At 41.1% G+C, this 21,141-nt stretch carries 16 protein-coding genes and 1 tRNA gene; 5 read left to right on the top strand and 12 right to left on the bottom strand.

The window, feature by feature from the left end:
- Nucleotides 1-28: 28 nt before the first annotated feature.
- Nucleotides 29-3,337 carry a carbohydrate-binding protein gene (locus ED557_06275; protein RNC84582.1) on the top strand — a complete coding sequence of 1,103 codons (3,309 nt, stop codon included), beginning with the start codon at nt 29-31 and terminating at the stop codon, nt 3,335-3,337.
- A gap of 274 nt (nt 3,338-3,611) precedes the next feature.
- Here the strand turns inward: ED557_06275 and ED557_06270 are convergent, their stop codons facing one another.
- From ED557_06270 to ED557_06240, 7 genes are all read right to left on the bottom strand, one after another.
- A complete protein-coding gene (locus tag ED557_06270; protein ID RNC84581.1) occupies nt 3,612-4,199 on the bottom strand; it encodes a hypothetical protein in 588 nt (195 codons plus the stop codon).
- Nucleotides 4,200-4,293: 94 nt separating this feature from the next.
- Nucleotides 4,294-4,776: a hypothetical protein gene (locus ED557_06265; protein ID RNC84580.1), complete on the bottom strand. Its 483-nt coding sequence runs from the start codon at nt 4,774-4,776 to the stop codon at nt 4,294-4,296.
- Between the two features lie 8 nt (nt 4,777-4,784).
- Nucleotides 4,785-5,333 (bottom strand): hypothetical protein, encoded by a 549-nt coding sequence (locus ED557_06260; protein ID RNC84579.1) that lies wholly within the window; start codon nt 5,331-5,333, stop codon nt 4,785-4,787.
- Nucleotides 5,334-5,337: 4 nt separating this feature from the next.
- Complete coding sequence (locus ED557_06255) at nt 5,338-5,940, bottom strand: 7-cyano-7-deazaguanine synthase (protein RNC84578.1); 603 nt, start codon at nt 5,938-5,940, stop codon at nt 5,338-5,340.
- On the bottom strand, nt 5,930-7,138 hold the full coding sequence (locus ED557_06250; GenBank protein RNC84577.1) for a nucleoside 2-deoxyribosyltransferase: 1,209 nt from the start codon (nt 7,136-7,138) through the stop codon (nt 5,930-5,932). The genes ED557_06255 and ED557_06250 overlap by 11 nt, the downstream gene beginning before the upstream one ends.
- A complete protein-coding gene (locus tag ED557_06245) occupies nt 7,138-7,521 on the bottom strand; it encodes a hypothetical protein (protein ID RNC84576.1) in 384 nt (127 codons plus the stop codon). Before ED557_06245 ends, ED557_06250 begins: the two co-directional genes overlap by 1 nt.
- Nucleotides 7,522-7,726: 205 nt before the next feature.
- The gene (locus ED557_06240; protein RNC84575.1) at nt 7,727-9,799 is read right to left on the bottom strand and encodes a hypothetical protein; all 2,073 of its coding nucleotides are present in this window, start codon (nt 9,797-9,799) and stop codon (nt 7,727-7,729) included.
- Nucleotides 9,800-9,929: 130 nt separating this feature from the next.
- Here ED557_06240 and ED557_06235 point away from each other — a divergent pair, with 130 nt between their 5' ends.
- Nucleotides 9,930-10,784 (top strand): AraC family transcriptional regulator, encoded by an 855-nt coding sequence (locus tag ED557_06235; protein ID RNC84574.1) that lies wholly within the window; start codon nt 9,930-9,932, stop codon nt 10,782-10,784.
- A gap of 7 nt (nt 10,785-10,791) precedes the next feature.
- Here the strand turns inward: ED557_06235 and ED557_06230 are convergent, their stop codons facing one another.
- The 5 genes from ED557_06230 to ED557_06210 form a co-directional block, all read right to left on the bottom strand.
- A complete protein-coding gene (locus tag ED557_06230) occupies nt 10,792-11,697 on the bottom strand; it encodes an alpha/beta hydrolase (protein RNC84573.1) in 906 nt (301 codons plus the stop codon).
- A gap of 59 nt (nt 11,698-11,756) precedes the next feature.
- Nucleotides 11,757-12,068: a 2Fe-2S ferredoxin gene (locus tag ED557_06225; protein RNC84572.1), complete on the bottom strand. Its 312-nt coding sequence runs from the start codon at nt 12,066-12,068 to the stop codon at nt 11,757-11,759.
- 6 nt (nt 12,069-12,074) lie between these two features.
- The gene (locus ED557_06220; protein ID RNC84571.1) at nt 12,075-13,235 is read right to left on the bottom strand and encodes a cytochrome P450; all 1,161 of its coding nucleotides are present in this window, start codon (nt 13,233-13,235) and stop codon (nt 12,075-12,077) included.
- Between the two features lie 186 nt (nt 13,236-13,421).
- Nucleotides 13,422-13,495: transfer RNA gene (locus tag ED557_06215), tRNA-Met, on the bottom strand.
- Nucleotides 13,496-13,566: 71 nt separating this feature from the next.
- The gene (locus ED557_06210; protein RNC84570.1) at nt 13,567-14,424 is read right to left on the bottom strand and encodes a hypothetical protein; all 858 of its coding nucleotides are present in this window, start codon (nt 14,422-14,424) and stop codon (nt 13,567-13,569) included.
- A gap of 98 nt (nt 14,425-14,522) precedes the next feature.
- Here ED557_06210 and hisF point away from each other — a divergent pair, with 98 nt between their 5' ends.
- The 3 genes from hisF (at nt 14,523) to hisE (ending at nt 20,895) form a co-directional block, all read left to right on the top strand.
- Nucleotides 14,523-15,278, top strand: a complete 756-nt coding sequence (gene hisF, locus ED557_06205) for an imidazole glycerol phosphate synthase subunit HisF (GenBank protein ID RNC84569.1) — start codon at nt 14,523-14,525, stop codon at nt 15,276-15,278.
- 573 nt (nt 15,279-15,851) lie between these two features.
- Nucleotides 15,852-20,291: a glutamate synthase large subunit gene (locus ED557_06200; GenBank protein ID RNC84568.1), complete on the top strand. Its 4,440-nt coding sequence runs from the start codon at nt 15,852-15,854 to the stop codon at nt 20,289-20,291.
- Nucleotides 20,292-20,556: 265 nt separating this feature from the next.
- Nucleotides 20,557-20,895, top strand: a complete 339-nt coding sequence (hisE, locus tag ED557_06195) for a phosphoribosyl-ATP diphosphatase (protein ID RNC84567.1) — start codon at nt 20,557-20,559, stop codon at nt 20,893-20,895.
- The last annotated feature ends 246 nt before the right edge of the window (nt 20,896-21,141 follow it).

The following is a 21,141-nucleotide window of genomic DNA, read 5'->3' as shown; positions in this document are numbered from 1 at the left end:
TGGTTATTTAATTCTTTACCCATACTTAATGCCTTGTACTATATGTAAGAGTAGTAAAACTACATATTGCCTTATCCCTCTTCTTTTAGCTTTTTTGATTCCTCATCAGCACATCAAAGCTCAACAAGTAACTGTGGGTGCCGGTAGCTATACCACCTCGCTACCAGCAGACGTAGACCCACCCCAAAATGTAAATGGTCAGAATATTTCTCCCCGAATAGCCGATGGGTTTAACCAACCCATTCAAACGAATGACTTCTGGAGCAGCCTGATATTTCCTTTTTTTGGGGATGCACACTCCCCTACACTTTATGCCCATCCAATACTGGTAGATGCCAGTAATGATGGACTGCAAATCGGATATACCATCGATCCGGTGTTTGCGGCACAGGATTACCTTTATCCATTCTCCGCTCAGCTAACGGTTTCGGTAGAAGGAATGGATGCTTCTGAAACCGTGCCTGTTAACTATACCGACTGGACGGTTACCGCACAGTGGACAGACGGATCAAAACAAATGGAAGCTACCTTCGGTCACGGACTCCCCTTTGTTTATTTTGATATTACAGGTGGAAATGCCAGCATTGCTACCACTTCTACCCCAACCATTTGGTTTAATGAAGGGGAAGTACTTGGGGTCACCATCAATGGAAAGCACTATGGAATCTTTGCTCCAACGGGGTCGACATGGAGTGGAACCAGCACCTTCACCTCCGACCTGAATGGCAAAACCTATCTTTCAGTAGCTCTGTTGCCCGACAATACAGAAGAAATCTTGGAGTATTTCAGAGCACGAGCCTATGCTTTTGTTGCCAATAGCACCATTGAATGGGAATACAACGAACAGACCGCACAACTAGAAAGCAGCTATTCCTATGAAACAACATTGAGAGATTCGGCGGACGGAAACCTTGATGAGACACTTACTGCACTTTATCGCCATCAATGGCTGCATGTAAATGAAGCAACCACCTCCCATATTTATTACTCTCCAAGAGGAGAAATGAAGCTCTTTGAGGGAAACACTTTTACTACAACCCTCCCATTTCAGGGAGTACTCCCGGCCTTACCAAATCAAGGGGACTATAACCCAGGCATATTGCTTGAACTTGTGCAGGATGTAGCAGAGGAAACCCTGGATGTTCAACCTACTTATGAAAATGGCAAGGCCATGGCCCGCTTTGCCAATCTGGTTCATATTGCTGAGCAACTGGGAGCAACAGAAGAAAGAGATTACTTCCTGACTCAATTAAAAGCTCGTTTAGAAGAATGGTTTACAGCAGGAGGTGATCAGGAATACTATTACAATGAAGAATGGACGGTACTCACCGGTTACCCCTCTGGTTTTGGTGCTGACCGGGAAATCAACGACCATCACTTCCATGCAAGTTATGCCGTAGCAAGTGCCGCTACTATTGCCAACTATGATTCGGCATGGGCATCACAAGATCAATGGGGTGGCATGGTGAATCTTCTTATCAAAGATGCCAATAATTGGGATCGAACGGATGACATGTTCCCTTTCTTGCGATCTCACGATATTTATGCCGGGCACTCCTGGGCTGCTGGTCATGCCGCCTTTGGGGATGGAAACAATCAGGAGTCTAGCTCAGAGTCTATGAACTTTGCTTCAGCTGTGGTTCTATGGGGAGAAGCTACCAATCAGGATGAAATCCGAGACCTTGGAGTTTTCCTGTACGCAACAGAAACTACCGCGGTAGAACAGTATTGGTTTGATGTAGATGAAGAGGTATTCCCGGAAGATTATGGGCATGTAGCCATTGGAATGGTTTGGGGTGGAAAGGGAGTCCACTCCACCTGGTTTGGAGCAGATCCTGAATTCATTCATGGAATAAATTTATTACCGATTACCAGTGGCTCCCTATACCTCGGAAGACATCCTGATTACATCCTTAAAAACTATAACGAAGTTGTAGAAGAGCGGAGTGGCCAGCCCACAGTCTGGAAGGATATCTTCTGGCAATACTTAGCTCTCTCAGATGCAAATCAAGCCTTAAGCTACTACTTTGCTGATCCGAACTATGAGCCTTTTGACGGAGAATCGAGAGCACATACCATGCACTGGTTGTATAACATGAAGAAAATGGGGCAGGTGGATACAACTACCTTCGCTGACATCCCTACCTATGCCGTCTTTAAAAGTGGAGATGATAAAACCTATATCGCCTATAATGCAGGATCGGCTGAACGTGTAGTTAATTTCACGGATGGATACTCCATGTCAGTTCCTTCCAGAACCATGTCCAGCGAAACAACCGCTGAGACTAACCCTGACGCTCCCGTTGCCATACTTATAGCCGACAAAACCAGTGGTAAATCTCCGCTTACCATTCAGTTTGCAGGTAGCAATAGCTTTGACCGTAATGATCTGGAAATCAGCTACTCCTGGGAGTTCGATTCATTAGGAGTAAGTAGTGCTTCAGACACCTCCTTCACCTTTACTGAAGTCGGAGAGTATTTGGTGAAGCTGGAGATTACAAACTCTTCCGGTTTTACCGCATCGGATAGTGTACGAGTTGAAGTTCTACCTAATGGAACTCCTTTTGGAGGAGAGCCGATTGCCGTTCCCGGAAAAATTGAAGCGGAAGATTATGATCTTGGTGGAGAAGGTATTGCTTACCATGATACAGAAGCATCAAATATCGGCATTGCTTACCGACCAGAAGAAGGGGTTGACCTGACTGGTGCAAATGATGGGGGCTTTGCAGTATACTGGATTGTCGCAGGAGAATGGATTGAGTATACCTTTGAAGTAGAAGAAGCCGGAGCCTATACCTTTAGTCCTTATGTCACCTCAGTTCCCGGATTTGGAAACTTCCGAATGTATATCGATAACGTAGATGTAAGCGGGCGAAGAAATGTTACCAGCACAGGAGGCTGGGAAAGCTGGACTCCAATTGATATAGAAGGAATCGAACTGGAAGCAGGGATACACCGAATGCGCTTCGAGTTTGATTCCGATACCGATAAAGAAGGCTGGCTATTCAGCATGAACTACATTGATGTGCAAAAAACCACTGCTGTTGGTATTGAGGATGAAGGAAGTACGCCAGGCGAGTTTTCACTATCTCAAAATTATCCGAATCCATTTAACCCCAGCACTAAAATTTCATTCGCACTTCCCAAAACAGGGCATACTCAACTTCGTGTGTTCAATGTAACCGGACAGCTGGTACAACAACTTGTTGATCAAACCATGAACCAGGGGCAACATTCCCTCACCTTCGATGCTTCAGCGCTATCCAGCGGAGTGTACTTCTACCAGTTAGAATTTGACGGGCAGGTTCTGTCTAATAAGATGGTGTTGTTGAAGTAAAAAAACTGTTCTAGTAAGAACGATTTTAAATGCCTGTGGCTATGAGGAACTTAATATTTAGTATTTAAATGTATTTACCTCACCTCGAACTTAGTAGATGATATTTGCCGTGGTTGTGGTAAGAATATTGCTGATACTAATAGAATTGAGTATATGATACAGTCATCAAGTGGAGCTGATTACCACCAGTATCATAAAAAAAAAGCATCAATTGTTAACTTTTACGTCAGAATTGCCCAAAAGACTTTTTTGCTTTCGGACTTGATTTAATGGGTTAAATAAATAGAAAATTAATCACTGATACAGGAAGTAATCCAGTAACTGAAAAGAATGTAAGTTTATCAGCTAGAGTTTTGAATTTCTCTTTATTAAAAAAGTAATAAACACAAGCAATGCCAAAAGACAGAAAAATTGTTGCAAAATTTATTGCTCGAGTAGGATTTTCTGGATATAAACCTCCAATTATTAATAATGCTGGTACAACAAAAATAATTAGAATAGATCCAAACGCTAATAGAAGGTGATCTAAATATTGCAAAATTGCATTAAAGCAACCTAGCCCATTACTAAAGCAACCTGGTCTACTGCTATACGAGTGCAATTCTAGGTTCGTATAAAATTGCATATCAGAGCTTGGTCTGAATTGTTCAGACATTTCAATGATACCATCTTTACTTAAAATCTTTTGAACTAGCCTAAGAAATAAATAGAATATATTAGCCCCTATTAATGTATATGTTGTAATATCAATTTCATTTTCACTTAATAAATCAAAAGCCCATTCAATTCCTTTATAAATAACAATTGGACTAATAATTGAAACGAATACCCAACTTATTAATCTGTTAACCCTTTCATTCATAGATAATATTTTATTTATAATTTATTCTATAGCATTGATATAAAATAATTTGAGTATATAATATTTATATACAATAAAATCTAGCTAGCATACTTTAAAAAATAATCCATTTATACTCATGCAACATTAAGGCAATTGCCCCAATCCAGATTAACAAATAGAGAATGTTTAACGCATTACTATATGATGTAAACCAAAAAACTTGGTGAATAAATTTATTTCTATTTTTTCGTAGCAAGTCATCAGATTCGAATAACTTATAATGCTGTTTAAAACCACTTTTTACTTTACTCTCTATCTCATCATCTAGTTTCTTTAGCGAATCTTCCCCAACCTTGATTAGCTCCCGTGTTCTTCTCTCTAATCGCCAAAAAATAAAAGTTATTATACTTTGTACTAATGGTACTAAGCCTGCATTGAAAGAAGAGTTTTCAGAGTTTTTCAACCCTATATAAACGGCAAAAAAAATACTTGTTACGATTAAAAAAAATCTAAGAAGGCTCATTCTTTGATTTGCATGAACCATAAAATAGTTCCATGCATAATCTCTTAGCTCTTTTCTTTGATCGTCAGTCATAGCTATTGTTACAACAATCTTTGATTGCCGCAACTCCATAGAACGAAATCCACTATCCCGACTAAATCACCACTTAAATCAGAAAGGGTTTGGCATAATATACTTGGTTCAGTGTCGAATTTATTCGCAATTCTGATTAAATGACGATCTGGTTTACATACGTTAATTCCTAGATTTCTAGCTAAATGGTATTTAGTAACTGCCCCAATCCAAGGAAGTGTTTCCAAATATGAGATTTTATCGTCAACACACAAGAAAGAATCAAAAAGTCTCTTCCTACTTTTATAAACAAAATCTATTCCAGAAACTTTTCCTGAATGATTGAAAATATATTCTACTGGAATGTTGAGATTTAAAGCCTCAATAATCTTGGGATAAATTTTAGAAGCAACCTGATATTTTAATCCTGAATTCAGAACAACCCATATATATTCATATGCAAATTCATCAGAACTCGAACAGGGGTTTTGCAAACAACTTTCTATGTAATCCAAATCGCTTTTAAAACCTATCTCTATTATCTGCTTCTTTAAATCGTAGTATTCAGCTAGATTCATTTTTTTAATATTGTTCTGTTTCTAATTTTTCAAGTATGTGTTGCTTTTTTAAACAACTTCGGCAAATGCCACATGCATACTTATGCTTAGTACATGAAAATCCCCATCTAAGAATGTTAATTGAAATCCCACTTGATTTGATCATTTCAAATGATGACAAATTAATTCCCGGAGTCATAACCTGAATACCACCTTCTTGGCATTTTAATAAGGCATTAAATTGCTCAAAGAATAAACTCCGACCATCTGAATACGATTCATCATCTTTTACGGTGCCTATGATTATTTTTTCTACACCTACTTTGATTGCGTACATCGAAGCAATAGTTAATAAAAATTGATTACGATAAGGGGTCCATTCTAACAATCCAGAAAGACTTGATTTTTTTTCACCGAATAACTCTCCAAAACCTAGTGATTTGAGATTACAAGTATATATAAAGTGTTGAATATCAAATTGTTCACAAATTTTACTTGAAGCCTTAATTTCTGACTCAGCACAAATTTGTCCATAGTCAATAGTGAGTGCATACTTTGGTTTTAGAGTATATGCGAGAACAGTTGATTCCAAACCGCTCGAAAGTAGTAATATTGACTTATCCTTCAAAAATTTTCCAAGCTACTTTATAAAGTGCAGTAGTCAAGTCCTCGTGTATTTCACAACCTGTTCCTTCAAACATTGTCGTATTATGATCCAATTCATGAGAACAGTAAAGAAAAACTGGTAGATTATTAGCTTTTCCGTAACCAATTTCAAAAATAGTACCAGGATCCATACCATCGCAAAGTGCAAAAATAGCTTTAGACTTCTTGAGAGCCCTTAAATCTTCTTTAGCAACATATTCAGCAGCACCAAAGCCAATTTCATGAATTGGTGAAAATACCTTCAAACCCATATTCAGTAAACAAAGCCGAACATCATTTACAAACCAAAACTCTTGAATTGAAAAAAAAGGTCCAGCTAAATAAATGTCATATTCATAAGAATCATCTCTTTGAATTGGGTGTAACTCTTCGAAACTAAATTGATCAATTAAGTATTTTTCATCAAGAGGCAACAATTTGGAATTGCAATAATAAGCACTTGCTCTGGAAGCAAAAAGTGCTGCTTCAGAAGAGGAACTAGATTGTTCAATCCAATAATAGGCAAAGACAGCAGAAAAAATATCGCCAGAACCGATACTAAAAATTCTATCTGTTTTAAAAGCAGGAACACTAACAATATCTTTACCTGTCTCAAATACTTTGGCTCCAAATGCCCCTTGTTTTATCACTACTACCTGACTCCTCTCAAGAAGTTTATTTCCTGCAATTACAATATCTGACTCACCAGATAGAAATTTGGCTTCCGACTCATTAAGTACAATTGCGAGCTCCTGGGCTTTTGATCCATTTTCATCAAAATGTTTGGGTGATAATGGAGATTGAGGATCATAGACAACTTTCTCACCATCTACTATAACATCATTTTCGAGTATACCATATTGTAAAATCCTTTCTCCTTCAATATGTATTGTTTCTTTTTCAATGATACCTAAATCGGGGAAAATTGTAGGTGCAGATAAACCATGTAAGTAAAAAAACTCTACTAATATTTCTGAATAGATGGGGTTCAATTTAATACCAAAAGAATCAGCTATTCCTGAGATTTTTGATATCAGTTCATTCTTTATTGGAGATGTTAGAACGACTTCATCTGATAGCTCAGAAATTGCAATAGCTGCTCTTAAACCTGAACCATAAATCTCATCCCAATAGGGATACCTACAGTTTTCATAGTAAACTCCCCCTATTACATTAATCATCAATCTGTACTATAAATTCTAACACTACAAGTACCCCCATCTATATTTATCACCTCAGCTATATAGGAATATCCTTCATTAATACATCTTTTAAGATCTATATATCTATAGTTTGTTATTGAGCCAAGAACCTGAGCATTAAATGAGACTATTATCGGTCCGTTTTCACTACTTAACCCAACAGAAAGTAAATTCCCAACTACAATTCGAGAAAGTACATCGGGATCAGGTGATGTAACATTTGTTTGAAAAGAAATTTGTTTACAATCAATCGAACTTGAACCTGTAGAACCTCCTTGGCTTGAACCAGTAGCATTATTTCCATTTTTTCTATTAGAATCTCTTGGGGGATAGTATCTTCCCCCTCCTCCGCCACCAGACATACGCTTATTAATTTAGAGTTTTAATATTGATATTATTACAATAATACCCATGACTATAGAATGCAAACTCAAAACATGCCTTTTAGATTAGAAATTTTTGCCAAAAAAAGCCTATAGAACAATAAACCATGATAAGTCAATGAATTAACAGGGTTAGAAAATAGGCCCAGAAAGACTTACCCCCACCCCATCAATTACAACTCAACTACTCCCCTTCAAAAGTAACTCTCCTCAATATAGTTGCTCCCATAGGAACCAACTGGAAGGGTTCTTCGGTGCCAGGATTCACGGTTATCAGTGGAGCCACAGGTAGTACCCCGGAGTAATGCGGGTAGGAATCAGAAACACTTTCCCGGAATTCAAAAGTTGGAGAAAGTGAGCGTGAATAAAAGCTTTCCGAAGTTGGGAACACATAGTAATCAGTAAACTCCGAACCCTCGTAGTTTTTGATGGTCTCCTGTCGGGAAGGAATAGGATAGGAATAAACCAGTGGACCGCGCTGCACATACATATCGTCTGAATCAAAATTTTTTACTTCAATTTCATTCTCGAAACTAAGAGTCATTACTTCTGAACCTTCCCATTGCTTCGTGACTCGCAGGTAATCTTCCGATTCCGTAACAGAAGCTCCATCAACTGCTAATTCAACACTTTTTGACCAACCTGGCTTTCTTAGTAAAAGAGTGAATTCGGTTGGCTCAGAAACTGAAATAGTAAATCGGATTTCATCAGAAAACGGATAATTCGTTTCCTGCTTAATTTCTACGTCCGCCCCTTTTATACTTGATGTTAGAATCGAAGGTCCATACATCAAGGCGGCTAAGCCATCGTCCGTTTTCATCCACATATAATCCAGGTAGTAGCCAAGATTACGGGCATAATTTGGGCTGCAGCAAACAGCTGGTTCTGAGTGAGTTGGAGAGTATTTATAGCGGGTATCCTCTGAAGGTTCTCCTTCTCCATGATGATGACCATCCAGCACATACGCATTGTCTGGTTTTCCATAAGTCATGGCTGTTCCGTTCTCGTTTCGGGCACCAAGCATTGCGTTAAAAGTGAGTCGTTCTGCCCGGTCCGCGTAACTTATATCTCCTGTTTTCTGGAAAGCAGAGCCAAAGAAATTTCGAAGCTCGAACATCGCACAAAATTCTGTGGATGTGACCGTAGGATCAGCTTCTAATCCCAAAATCCATTCATTTCCATGTGCAGCGCCACTAGGCAAAAGTAACGGGTCTAATTTAAACAATGCGTTATCATAGGCTTCTTTCAATTCATCATATCCGGTGGCGTAATAGGCATTTATCAGCGTCCTGAAATGTTCATAGGTATGCACCGCATGACCGGTAAAGGCCGAGTCACGCTCCATCAAATACGGATAGCGTAAATCGTTGAACGACCGGTTTATAGAAAAACTCGAAAATGCTTTATACAGGTACACCGCATAATCCTGGTACTCCTGGTTACCAGTGATTCGGAATAGCGTTTCACAAACATCGGTCATCATTAATCCATGAGTAACTCCACCAAAGGCATTTTCCAAATCGAAGGGGTTCTTCGATTCTTCTCCATATTCTGCCATGGTTACAGCCATTGCTCGTTCCACAGAATCCAGGACCCTCTCATCATTTGTAAATTCATAGTAAGCGAGCAGCATCCGGAATGCCGTAGTTTGGGCCCATAACTCCCCGTTTGATCCGGTGTGCTGATAACGAAGGTTCTCTTTGTAAATACCGATGTACCCATCTTCATCTTGCGAAGCCAATAAGTTCTCGACGATGGCTTCACTTTGTTTAATACTGGCCTCATCATTCGTCAGGTAAGCATGGCGGACAAATCCATCCCACCAATTCCCGATGGTTTCCGCATTCCACCACATAATGGATGCTTCCCAGGCTGCACCGGTAAGAACCAAATCTCCCATTTCAGGCACATCTTCTAACCCGCCCCGTCTGGCAGTGTTATACAAGTCGTCTTTTTTAATTCCCGGATACAGTTCATCGAGTGCGCCTACCAAGCCATGTTCTAAATCTTCTTTCATCACATCCAGTAACCACCCCTCCGGTTTATTTGAACCCGAAGGTAGTTGCTGAAAGGCTGGTGTAATTGGTCTTCTTGGGTTTTTGAAGAACGTGAGCAGATGGGAATCGTTCTGAATAGTATCCTTTGTTTGATTCACATTATTTAGAAAAGCATTGCCTTGTGAGCTTTCCTTGGTTTCGCAAGAACACATAATCACAATGAATGACAGAGTTAGTACAGAGAAGCTTTTTTTTGCCATAATTCTGCTTTTTGATAGTTATTTCCCATTTAAATCTATCCAACCTGAGAAATAAAACCTTGCTGAGAATTAACCGATTGATCGCATATATTAACATGAAGCTTCCTGGAAATCGTAAATAAAGTAAGTATTGAAGAATTATCGGGCTCAAAAGGAAATTATTCTGGATGAACATTCATCCAATTCTATTTACTCTTTTTGGATTCAGAGAGAACGCTTCACCCCTTTCTGGCACTTCCATCCGGAAGTGGAACTTACACTCATAACTAAAGGAAAAGGGGTTCGGATTGTTGGTGACTCTATCCAGCCTTTCCATGAAACGGATCTTGTTTTATTGGGAAGCAACCTTCCACACAATTGGATTAGCTTTGACACCGTAAGCGAATGTGAGGCCTTTGTTCTCCAGTTTTCAGCCAAAGTTCTCCAGAGCGCCGGAGAATTAACTTCTATTGATGAGTTTGTAAGGACATCTACACGAGGAATATCATTCTCGAATCCTGATGAACAACTCCTTGATAAAATCCGAAGCTTCAATGATTTGCCTGATGCTTTGAAGTATGCCCGATTGATTGAGATACTCTTTGAGCTTAAGGGCGAAGAGCCAACGGAATTCCTTACTTCCTCGAGCTACCGGATTCCTACCTATAATTACAAATCTCAACAGCGATATGAGAACGTCACAGATTTTGTGATTAATAACATTCACCGAAAGATCACACTTGAAGAAGCTGCCGGAGTTGGAAATATGAGCCGGGAATCCTTTAGTCGATGGTTCAAAGATGCTTCAGGAACTTCATTTGTCCACTATTTGAATAGGACCAGGACTGAGATTGCCTGCCACTTACTTATTCACAGTGATGACCCAATCAACGAAGTAGCTTATAAGGTAGGTTTTGAAAGCCTGAGTCAGTTTCACCGGTGCTTCAAGAATTATAAAAACACCTCTCCGCTCAAATTCAGGAAAAGGGCCTTATTTCGGGATTAAAAACTCCCTAGTCAGCTAATAAAAAAGTAAGTGCTTCATGTACTCGTTTACTCCATGCTATTTCTGTGTGGGGCTCACCTTCATACACTTCAGTAGAGAAATCAAAATCTATCGATTCCTCTACACTTCGAAAAATTTGATCCATTCGTCGCTGATGAACGGGGTAGTATTGGTCAAGCGTAGCCGTTCCGATATCAAAATATAGTTTCCGGCCTGAAACAGATTCTTTTCGTGCATCCAAATAAGAATAAAAGGCATCTGGTATTTCGCTGTTATCAGAAAAACTCCCAATCCAATGAGTGGAAATACATGCTGCTCCGCCAAAAATTTCGGGGTACTCAAAAAAGGCATACATGGAAATGAGCCCACCCATACTTGAACCTGCAATAAATGTATTCGAAACATCACTCAGAGTTGAAAACCGATTATCGATATAGGGCTTTAGCTCATAGACTATAAATTTCAAATAGTCATCTGAATTGACATCTATCCCAAACATAGGCGATCCATATCGGTCTATATTTCGTAAAGAATCGCGGTAAGATGACTCCAACGAATTGAAAGGTTTTTCGGGAAAATAATTGGAATGCCTTTCCTGAGAAACACTAGAAATACCAACCAGAATTATATCCTCGATAGCTCCTTCTAGTACCAGGCTATCGATAACTTCGTCCAATCTCCAGGATTGCCCGTTCCATGTATCCAAAGTGCTGAACAACATCTGACCATCGTGCATGTACAACACCGGATATTTTATTTCTTCATTATATGAATCAGGAAGCCTGACAAAAATATCCCTTTCGGTAACATACTTCGACTCAAACTGTTTAATGCTAATTAGTTCATTATTTGCCTCCATTTCCCAAGGAGTAACTATGAAAACTATAAAAAGAATTAGCTGAGGTACCATCATTTATTGATCTTTTTTGGCGACAATGTAACTATAGGCTTCGAGAATTAAACCATGCTCCATTATTCATTTGCTACAAATAACCTGATTCCATCGAGCTCTTCAGTGATTTCAATCTGGCAACTCAATCGACTGAACTCTGTTGCATTATCTTCAAATTCAAGGATATCCGTTTCCATGTCATCAGGCTTGCCAACTTTATCAAAATCCTCGGGAGCTACATGAACGTGACAGGTAGCACAAGAACAAACCCCACCACAATTCCCTTCAATGCCTTGTACATCATGAAAAGTAGCCAACTCCATAACGCTTCCTGAATTGTCATCAAGTGTAATTTCTTCCTGAGATTGTGTTATAAAAGTGATCTTTGCCATTGTGATTTATTTAGAATTGAAACGAACATTGATTTCTTCGAAACCTACTTTCCTTTTGATTTCGCCAATGCTTTCGATGTTTTCTTTGAAGTTGATAATGTCGATAGAGTCTACTCTTTCTGAAAGAGCCTTTACTACCTTCCGTAATATTTGCCGGGCATGGGTGGCGCCTAAACAGGCATGAATCCCAAACCCGAAGGCCACGTGAGGATTCCTTTTCCTATCAAGAATAACTTCCTCCGGATTTTCAAATACAGATTCATCCCGATTTGCCGAAGCCCAGGTCAATCCAATTTTTTCGTTCTTTTTTATGGGACAATCTCCAATCATTGATTCTTCGGCTGCTACCCTTCCTAATTGGGTAAGTGGACTGAAATAGCGTACTAATTCTTCTACAGCATTGTTCACCATATCCGGGTTTTCTCGTATTTGTTGCAATGCTTCCGGATGTTCTGCGAAATAGGCAATGGAGTTTGTAAGAGTGTTTATTACTGTGTCCCGACCTCCGGCAAAAGTCAGGTTCATAATTCCGTGAACTTCTTCTTTGCTCAGCTTCCTTCCCTCCACTTCAGAATTCAGTAACACCGAAAAAAGATCCTCGCCAGGGCTGGTACTCGCTTCTTCTATTTTTTGAAGGATGTATTCATCCACTACCCCTGCTTTGGTAGAATCTAATTCGCCACCTTCTCCTCTAAAAACATGTGTTCCCCAGGAAATCCAGGTATCGGCCTCATCCATTGCCGTATTCAATAATAGAGTAAGGGCTCTCGATTGAAGCTTTAGCGAAAATTCCTCCACTAACTCGATCTCCTCTCCTGAGCATGCTTCGTTTAGCAATTCGTCGATAATAACATCCAGTTTTTGTTGAAAACCCTCTTCCAGCGGTCTTTTGAACCAGGGATCCAAAAGAGCCCGAAAATCTTTATGCTGTGGGGGATCCATTTCAACGGGAATCTGTCGGATATCCCGAACATCTACTTCTGAAGGAATCACAATTCTACCAGGGTCAACCGACCCTGAATTGAATATCTCCCAGGAATGAGCAGCTTTTCTCAAATCCTTTAATCGAAGCACCATGTGTACAGATTCCCCATGATCTTCGATCTGGTATACTCCGTCTTCTTTCCTTAGATGTTCGAATGGACAGGAAAATTCGCTCGCCTTCATTCCGGGTTCTTAGGTTGGTTGGTTACTGAAATCTATTTATTCAGCAGAAAAGAACATTGGCGAAATTAAACTAGTTTATTGCAGATATTAGCATTTTATGCCTCAGTCGATCTGAATTTTGGATAATTCAGATATTTTTAAATAAAAAACCCATCCCAGGGTTAACTGAAATGGGTTTTTATGAAGTGGGCCCAGAGGGACTTGAACCCCCGACCAATCGATTATGAGTCGACTGCTCTAACCAACTGAGCTATGGGCCCTTTTTTGCAAAGGCTGCAAAGTTAAGACCTTTCCCCTCTTTTTGAAAGCAATTTTTACTTCAAAAAGCAGCTTAATTGCCGAGCAGTTCTTTTTTGGTAGTTGCTTTGGAACTTTCAGGAGCTAAGGATCTCCCGGCTATATAGATATTCCCCTCTTCATCGGTAAATCCTACATCTCCGCTATCGTAGGTTTGAGCAAAGCACGAGGTTCTTGAATAGATATAAATAGGTGTTGGATGTTCCTGTGTGCCACTGCACGTGAGCTCTACTCCTTCTATCGCTTTACCATTGCACAGATTTTCCAGATCAAAAGGAAGTACCGTACTTCTCCGTTTATGGCAGGAAATCAACCCACCTGCTTCGGTTTGTCCATATCCCTGGTACATAAAACTACAATGCGGAGATAGCTTTGCATATTCTTCAAATTTGATGGGATAGCCCCCATAAGCCACATTATTTACAAACCAGCGCTCATCATACAACGCCCGGAGTACGGCAGGAACAGTAAAGAGATAATCCGGGGAAATATCCTGCACCGTTTTAATCCAGAAATCGTGCTCTCCCTTTTTGGTGGTGATAAAAAAGTAATCACACTCCACCGATTCACACATTAACATCCACGATAATCCGGCAATATGCCAGGGCATGGCCATCAATAACACCAGGTGCTGCGGGCCTACCTCAAAAGCTTCCACTGAATACCGGGCATTCTCTTCAATCCTATCCAGGGTATTCCAAATGCACTTTGGTTGTTGAGTAGTACCACTTGAGAACAAACCGATATACTTATCCCCTGAAGGCGGAGCTGGTATATCCAGGTTCATCCCTGAAAGTTTGGGTGGGATTAATAGCTGCGACTTCTCTGAACTCCTTATTCTTCTTACAATATCCTTCCCGGACCCTTTTAGCGATGTGATCTCATAGTCCATGTCTGAATGATTTCAATAAACAATACGTCTCGTTTTTCAAAAGAGTGTAAAAGAAGTGTTAACTTTGGTGTTAAATTTAATCTCTGCAAAAAACAACGATGCTCACTAAACGAATCATTCCTTGCCTTGATATCAAAGACGGCCGTACAGTTAAAGGAGTCAATTTTCTCGGATTAAGGGACGCCGGAGATCCCGTTGAACTGGCACAGCGATATTCAGAAGAAGGTGCCGATGAGTTGGTATTCCTCGACATCACTGCTACCCTCGAAAAGAGAAGAACCCTTGTTGAGCTCGTTACCCGCATCGCCCGAAAAATTAATATCCCTTTCACTGTGGGCGGTGGTATCAAAACCGTGGATGAAATTGAAGAACTCCTCAAAGCCGGAGCCGATAAAGTGTCTCTGAATAGCAGCATCGTAAAAGGTCCGGACTTGATAAATCGAGCTTCCGATGCATTCGGAGCACAAGCCATCGTAGCTGCAGTAGATGCTAAAAATATGGGATCTAACTGGAATGTATTCATTAAAGGGGGAACCGAAGATACCGGGATAGATGCCCTGAAATGGATGAAAGAAGTGGAAGAACGAGGAGCAGGTGAAATCCTTTTAACAAGCATGGACAGGGATGGAACCAAATCCGGTTTTGATCTCGACCTGCTATCCAGGGTAAATGACCTGGTGCGTATCCCTGTAATTGCCAGTGGGGGTGCAGGCACCATCCAGCATTGTGTGGACGCCATTTCTATCTCCAACTCCGACGCGGTACTTGCAGCAAGTATCTTTCACTTTAAGGAAATAGAAATCTCCGACCTTAAAGAAGAAATGACCAAACAAGGAATTCCCGTTCGGGTTTGATTGCTGGTTAAGTAAAACTATCCTTAAGTCATCCATATAGTTGTCATACAATTCAATGGCCGTTTTATCTAAATCCAAGGAGTCTTTGCGAGGAGTTCGAAAGCGATATGTTCATTGAGTACTCGTATCGACGAAGCAATCTCCCGGAAAAAGCCTCCATCACGAGATTGCTTCAGGACTAGCTATCGCTGTGTCCTTCGCAAAGACGATTTTTTTCTTTGTGAGACTTTTTCAATCCCAAGAATAGAGGCTTATATAATTTTTATCATCAAATTGTCTAACATCTACAGGGATGACGGCAGAAAAGAGAGAAAAATCTAAATTTTATTTATTTAGGCCATGAGATTTAAATACCTAAATAAATAATTATACACCAATATACCCGAAAGCGCTTTTCTAAATTGCATTAAAAACTCTTTCTTTTTGCATAGTGGTTCTCGCACCTCATTAACCCCCTAAAACCCTTATTTATTTAGTTTAAACCACGATTTACCAACTCATCTAAAGTTTGACATCCTGCATTTTTTTATGCTTTTTGAAGGTTCTCACTGTCGAAAAAGTAACTTTCACGCAATGAAGGATCAGAAAAAATTTAGGTATACAGGAGCAGAGAAGTCGGCCTGTGGAGTAGGATTTGTTGTGAGCCGGCATCAGGAATATAGCAACAGTCATTTGCTTCAGGGTCTGCATGCGCTCCGTTGTGTAGAGCATAGAGGTGCTTGTGCCGCAGACGGTTTAACCGGAGATGGCGCCGGGATTATGACCGATATCCCTTTCGATATGCTCGGCTATGAGCAAGATGCAGTAGCCGTAGCCACCCTCTTTTTATCCAAAGATAAATCCCGCCAACAAAAAGCCCTTAAGGTTTTTGAAAGCACCTTTGCCCTGTTTGGGTTAGATGTTCTGGAATACAGAGATGTACCAGTGAACAGCGATGTATTAGGTGAAGATGCCACCCTTAGTGTTCCGGATATTCTTCATGCAGTAATCAAACGTCCGGCTCGAGCGAAAACCATGCTCTCTTTTGATAAGAGATTATACACAGCTAAACAGCTTACCAAATCAAAGCTATTAAATGAAAAGCTTGAAGACGCCTTATATTTCACCTCTCTTTCTGCAAAGACTATTATATATAAGGCCCTCACTCAGTCCTATGCATTGGAAGAGTTCTATCTTGATTTAAAGAACCCCAAATACACCACCCGGTTTTGTCTCTTCCATCGCCGCTTTAGTACCAATACCACTACTTCGTGGGATAAGGCTCAGCCTTTCCGGCTAATCGGCCACAACGGGGAAATTAATACCATTGCGGGTAATCGCTCCTGGGCGAAGTCGCGCGAAAAAATGATTGGTGCTGAAAAGAATGAATTGCTTACCCGAAATGGCATCAGCGACTCAGGAAGCTTAAACGAAATGGTGGAGGCACTACGCTATCGAAGTAGTATTCCAAATGTAGAAGATATCCTGGCTATTTGTATGCCTCCTGCTACCGAAGGCAATAAATTCTACAAATTCTGGAGCCGAGCCATGGAGCCCTGGGACGGACCAGCCCTCATTACTTATGCAAATGGATATACGATTGGAGCACGACTAGATCGAAACGGATTCCGCCCTTGTCGCTGGACCCGAACCGCTGATCATTTCTACCTCTCCTCAGAAGCAGGCACTTTCGAGATTGATGAAGGTATTATTGAAGGCAAAGGAACATTATATGCCGGACGTGGAGTCACCGTCGACCTGGCTTCAGGAAAGGTACTTTTCCGAGATCCAAGTCATTCTAGAGAAAACCATGATGCCCCCTTCGATGCACGTGTTGAACTCATCCCTGAAAAAGTGGGTGATATCAAAGAGCGCTTTGAGGACAAAAAGCCTTTCTTCTCCTGTACCGATGAAGAACTCTCGAAGATCATCTACCCAATGGCCGAAAAAGGTAAAGAGCCTATTGGTTCCATGGGAGACACTGCCCGACTGGCTGTATTATCGACCGAACCACGTCCCTTTTTCGATTTCTTCTTCCAGAATTTCTCTCAGGTTACCAACCCACCTCTCGATTATATAAGAGAAAAAGTGGTTACCGACCTGACGGTGTACCTGGGCAAAAAGCCCAACATCTTCGAACCAAAAGAACTCATCCCTCCAGCCCCTGCTTATGAGGTCAAAAGCCCATTCTTGAGCCTCGCCCAAATGGACTATATATACTCTTGTATTAAGAACAGCACCGAACAAGACCGGGTGGTTCCCTTTGTAATCAATACAACCTTTAAGCGAACACATGGAGTAGTTGGCTTTAAAGCCAGACTTACAAAAATTGGGGAAGAAGCTATTCAGGCTGTACGTGATGGCCACACCATCTTAATTTTAAGTGACCGATCTGCAAACCTGGATCAAACACCGCTTCCAAGCTTACTTACCCTTCGCAGAGTGGTTAACTCCCTCAATGATGAAGGTCTCAAATTAAATGCCGCCGTAATTGTTGATACCGGTGAAGTAAAAAGTACGCATCATGCTTCAGCACTCATTGGATTTGGTGCTCAGGCAGTATGCCCATATCTGGCACTTGATATAGCCCGGAATGATCCGGCCCGTGCTTTGAAAAACCTGGATTCTGATACAAAAGAGAGAAACCTCCTCAAAGCAATGGAGAATGGCCTGCTTAAAGTGATGGCCAAGTCTGGAATCTCTGTCGTAAGAAGTTATCAGAGCGCAAAATTATTCTCAGCCTTAGGCCTGGGTCAAGGAGTTATCAATGAGTACTTCCCGGGCATTCAAAGCCCTATTGGTGGTCTGGAAATTGACCAGATTGCAGAAATGGTGTTAGAACGAACCAGTGATTTAACGGAAGAATCACTAGCTACTTTTAAACCCATAAAAAGCTATCAGTACAAAGAACATACGAGAGGAACCGTTGGCGAAAAGCATTCCATGACCAATACACGGTCTAAAATCATCCATGACCTGGTACAGCAACAGGGATTGGAACTTAACGATATGGAGCTTTATGACGAGTACCTCAAACTTGGACTCGAAGACGAACCCGTAGCACTGAGGCACCTCTTCAATACTAAAAAAGCAGAAACTCCTGCCTCTCTAGACAAGGTCAAAGAAGCTGGTCACATCCTTAAGACTTTTGGCTCAGGGGCAATGTCCTTTGGAGCTATCAGCGCTGAATCGCAACGAGATATCTTCCTTGCCATGAAGGAAATTGGGGGAAGATGTAACAGTGGTGAAGGAGGCGAAAACCCATACTATTTTAAAGAAGGAATCGGAGCGTCTGTCAAACAAATAGCTTCAGGCAGATTTGGAGTAACCGCCGAATACCTTGTTTCGGGAGAAGAAATCCAGATCAAAGTATGCCAGGGAGCAAAACCTGGTGAAGGTGGCCAGCTCATGGGTATTAAAGTGGATGCAGATATTGCTAAAGCCCGTTTTGCCAACCCGGGTTTTGACCTGATCTCTCCACCTCCTTTGCACGACATTTATAGTATAGAGGATCTAAAGCAATTGATTAATGACCTCAAGCAAATCCACCCTGAGGGAAAAGTAAGTGTGAAGCTTGTTGCTGGTGAAAATATTGGAACTATTGCTGTTGGAGTTGCTAAAGCTGGCGCTGATTCCATCCAGGTTTCCGGAGGAGAAGGTGGAACCGGAGCGGCCTCTTTAAGCTCTATGAAACATGCAGGACTTCCCTGGGAAATAGGGTTGCTTGAAGTTCATCAGGCTTTGGTTGAGAATAACCTCCGCGATCATGTGGTTCTTCGAACAGATGGTGGCCTTTCTTGCGGAAAGGATATTGTGATTGGTTCTATTCTTGGCGCCGAGGAATTCGATTTCGGAAAATTTCTGCTTATTGCTGAAGGCTGTGTAATGGCGCGAATCTGTGAAAAAAATACCTGCCCTCGTGGGATTGCTACTCACGATCCAAAATTCAAAGCCAAATATGTTGGTCATAAAGATCACATTGTAAAAGGCCTTACTTATATCGCCGAAGATGTGCGACGTATCCTGGCTTCAATGGGTAAAACATCACTAGATGAAATTTGTGGTGATACCAACCTGCTTTCTATTAACGGTACCCATCTGGAACTCATCAATACCCTAAACCTTGATTTGGGCTTTTTCCTGAATGCACCTGCATATAAGAAAGAAGTTTCTCTGGAAGGACTTTCGGAACCTATTAGTGCACTGAACGCCGAAGTGCTTTCCGATCTGGAAAAAGTGATTGAAAAGAATAAAGATGCTGATAAGCAGTATAAGATCATTAATACGGATCGCTCGGCTCTGGCTACCTTATTTGGCTATCTCGCCCAACGACAAAGCGTCGCCCGATTGGCTGGTATTAAAGAGGAAGAAACTTCTGTTAAGCCATATACCGGAAAAATCAAACTCGGGTTTGAGGGAAGTGCTGGACAAAGTTTTGGGGTATTCCAAACCAAGGAAGTAGATATTCGGCTTGTTGGTGAAGCTAATGACTCAGTATGTAAGTCGATGCACGGAGGTAAGACGGTTATAGTTCCTCCGGCCAATGCTAGTTACGCTCCCGAGGATAATGCTATTATCGGTAACTGTGCATTATATGGTGCAACTGGAGGAACACTGTATGTGCATGGTCAGGCAGGTGACCGCTTTGCCGTTCGGAATAGTGGAGCAACTGCCGTTGTGGAAGGAACCGGTTTGCATGCCTGTGAATACATGACCAATGGAACAGTGGTAATTCTTGGCGCTACTTCAGACAATATCGGAGCGGGAATGACCGGAGGTATTTTATATATGTATGAGAATCCGGGCTCCAAAATCAACAAGGACTATATTGCCGAAGACAACATTTCAAAAGCAGATCTCTTCCACCTGAAATCCATTCTTGAGGATTATGCGAAAGAAACTGGCTCATCTAAGGCTACCTACCTTCTTTCAGATTGGGATAATGCTTCCTCAGAAATAAGAAAATTTGTTCCGGTTTCGATGGTAGGAGAAAAAGCCACTAAAAAAGGAGTCGTAAAGGGATCACCATTATAGGAAACAGCGCGTTAGCGTAGCTGACCTCGCCCTGGCAGAGCCTTGCCGTTGCGCAAGCAGTGGCAACTTTGCCCGGGTTATTCACTCTTTGTCATTTCGAGCGGAGCGAGAAATCTGCACAACGCAAACAAAGATCAATTTTTAGATTTCTCGCTCCGCTCGAAATGACAATAGTAGAATCAATATTAAATTTCCCCGAATCTTTGATTCGTACGTTTAAAATGGAGAACTTTGCCACGCAATTTGAGCTAGCTAAAAACTACGGATGGGCGTAAACAAACCACTTACTGATAAAGACCTTGAGTTTTTAAGAGAACTGGAGGATTTGCTTTACGAGCGAAAGGATGAAATGCCGAAAGGCTCCTACACTACTACCATGTTCCGCAAAGGCCTGGATAAAATCGCCCAGAAAGTAGGAGAAGAAGCAGTAGAAACCGTTATTGCTTCAAAAAACAAGGGCAAGAAAGAAACCATTGAAGAAGCCTCAGACCTTTTGTTCCACCTTATGCTCCTTCTTGCCGAAAAAAAAATCCCGTTCCACAAAGTAGTTAAAACCCTACGCAAGCGGCACGATAAAGGGAATCATAAGCATATCGGGGAATAGACTTTCAATTCATGAGTCATCCTGAACTTGTTTCAGGATCTTTTTTGAGCACGGAAATCTAATCCATTTTCTATTTGTCCTTTTGAACGACCCGTTGAAGAACGGAGGATCAAGCCAAAAGTACACAACCATTTAGGGCAACTCCTTCTACTTTTGTACCGACAAAAGTAGCAAAAGCTCCCGGCTAAGATTGCTTCCGGGCATATAATCCAGCTCGTTCTACATAAAACCAAACGCTCGCAGGCG

The sequence above is a fragment of the Balneola sp. genome (assembly GCA_003712055.1).
Lineage (GTDB): Bacteria > Bacteroidota > Rhodothermia > Balneolales > Balneolaceae > RHLJ01.
This window is presented reverse-complemented; position numbering and strand designations above follow the sequence as displayed.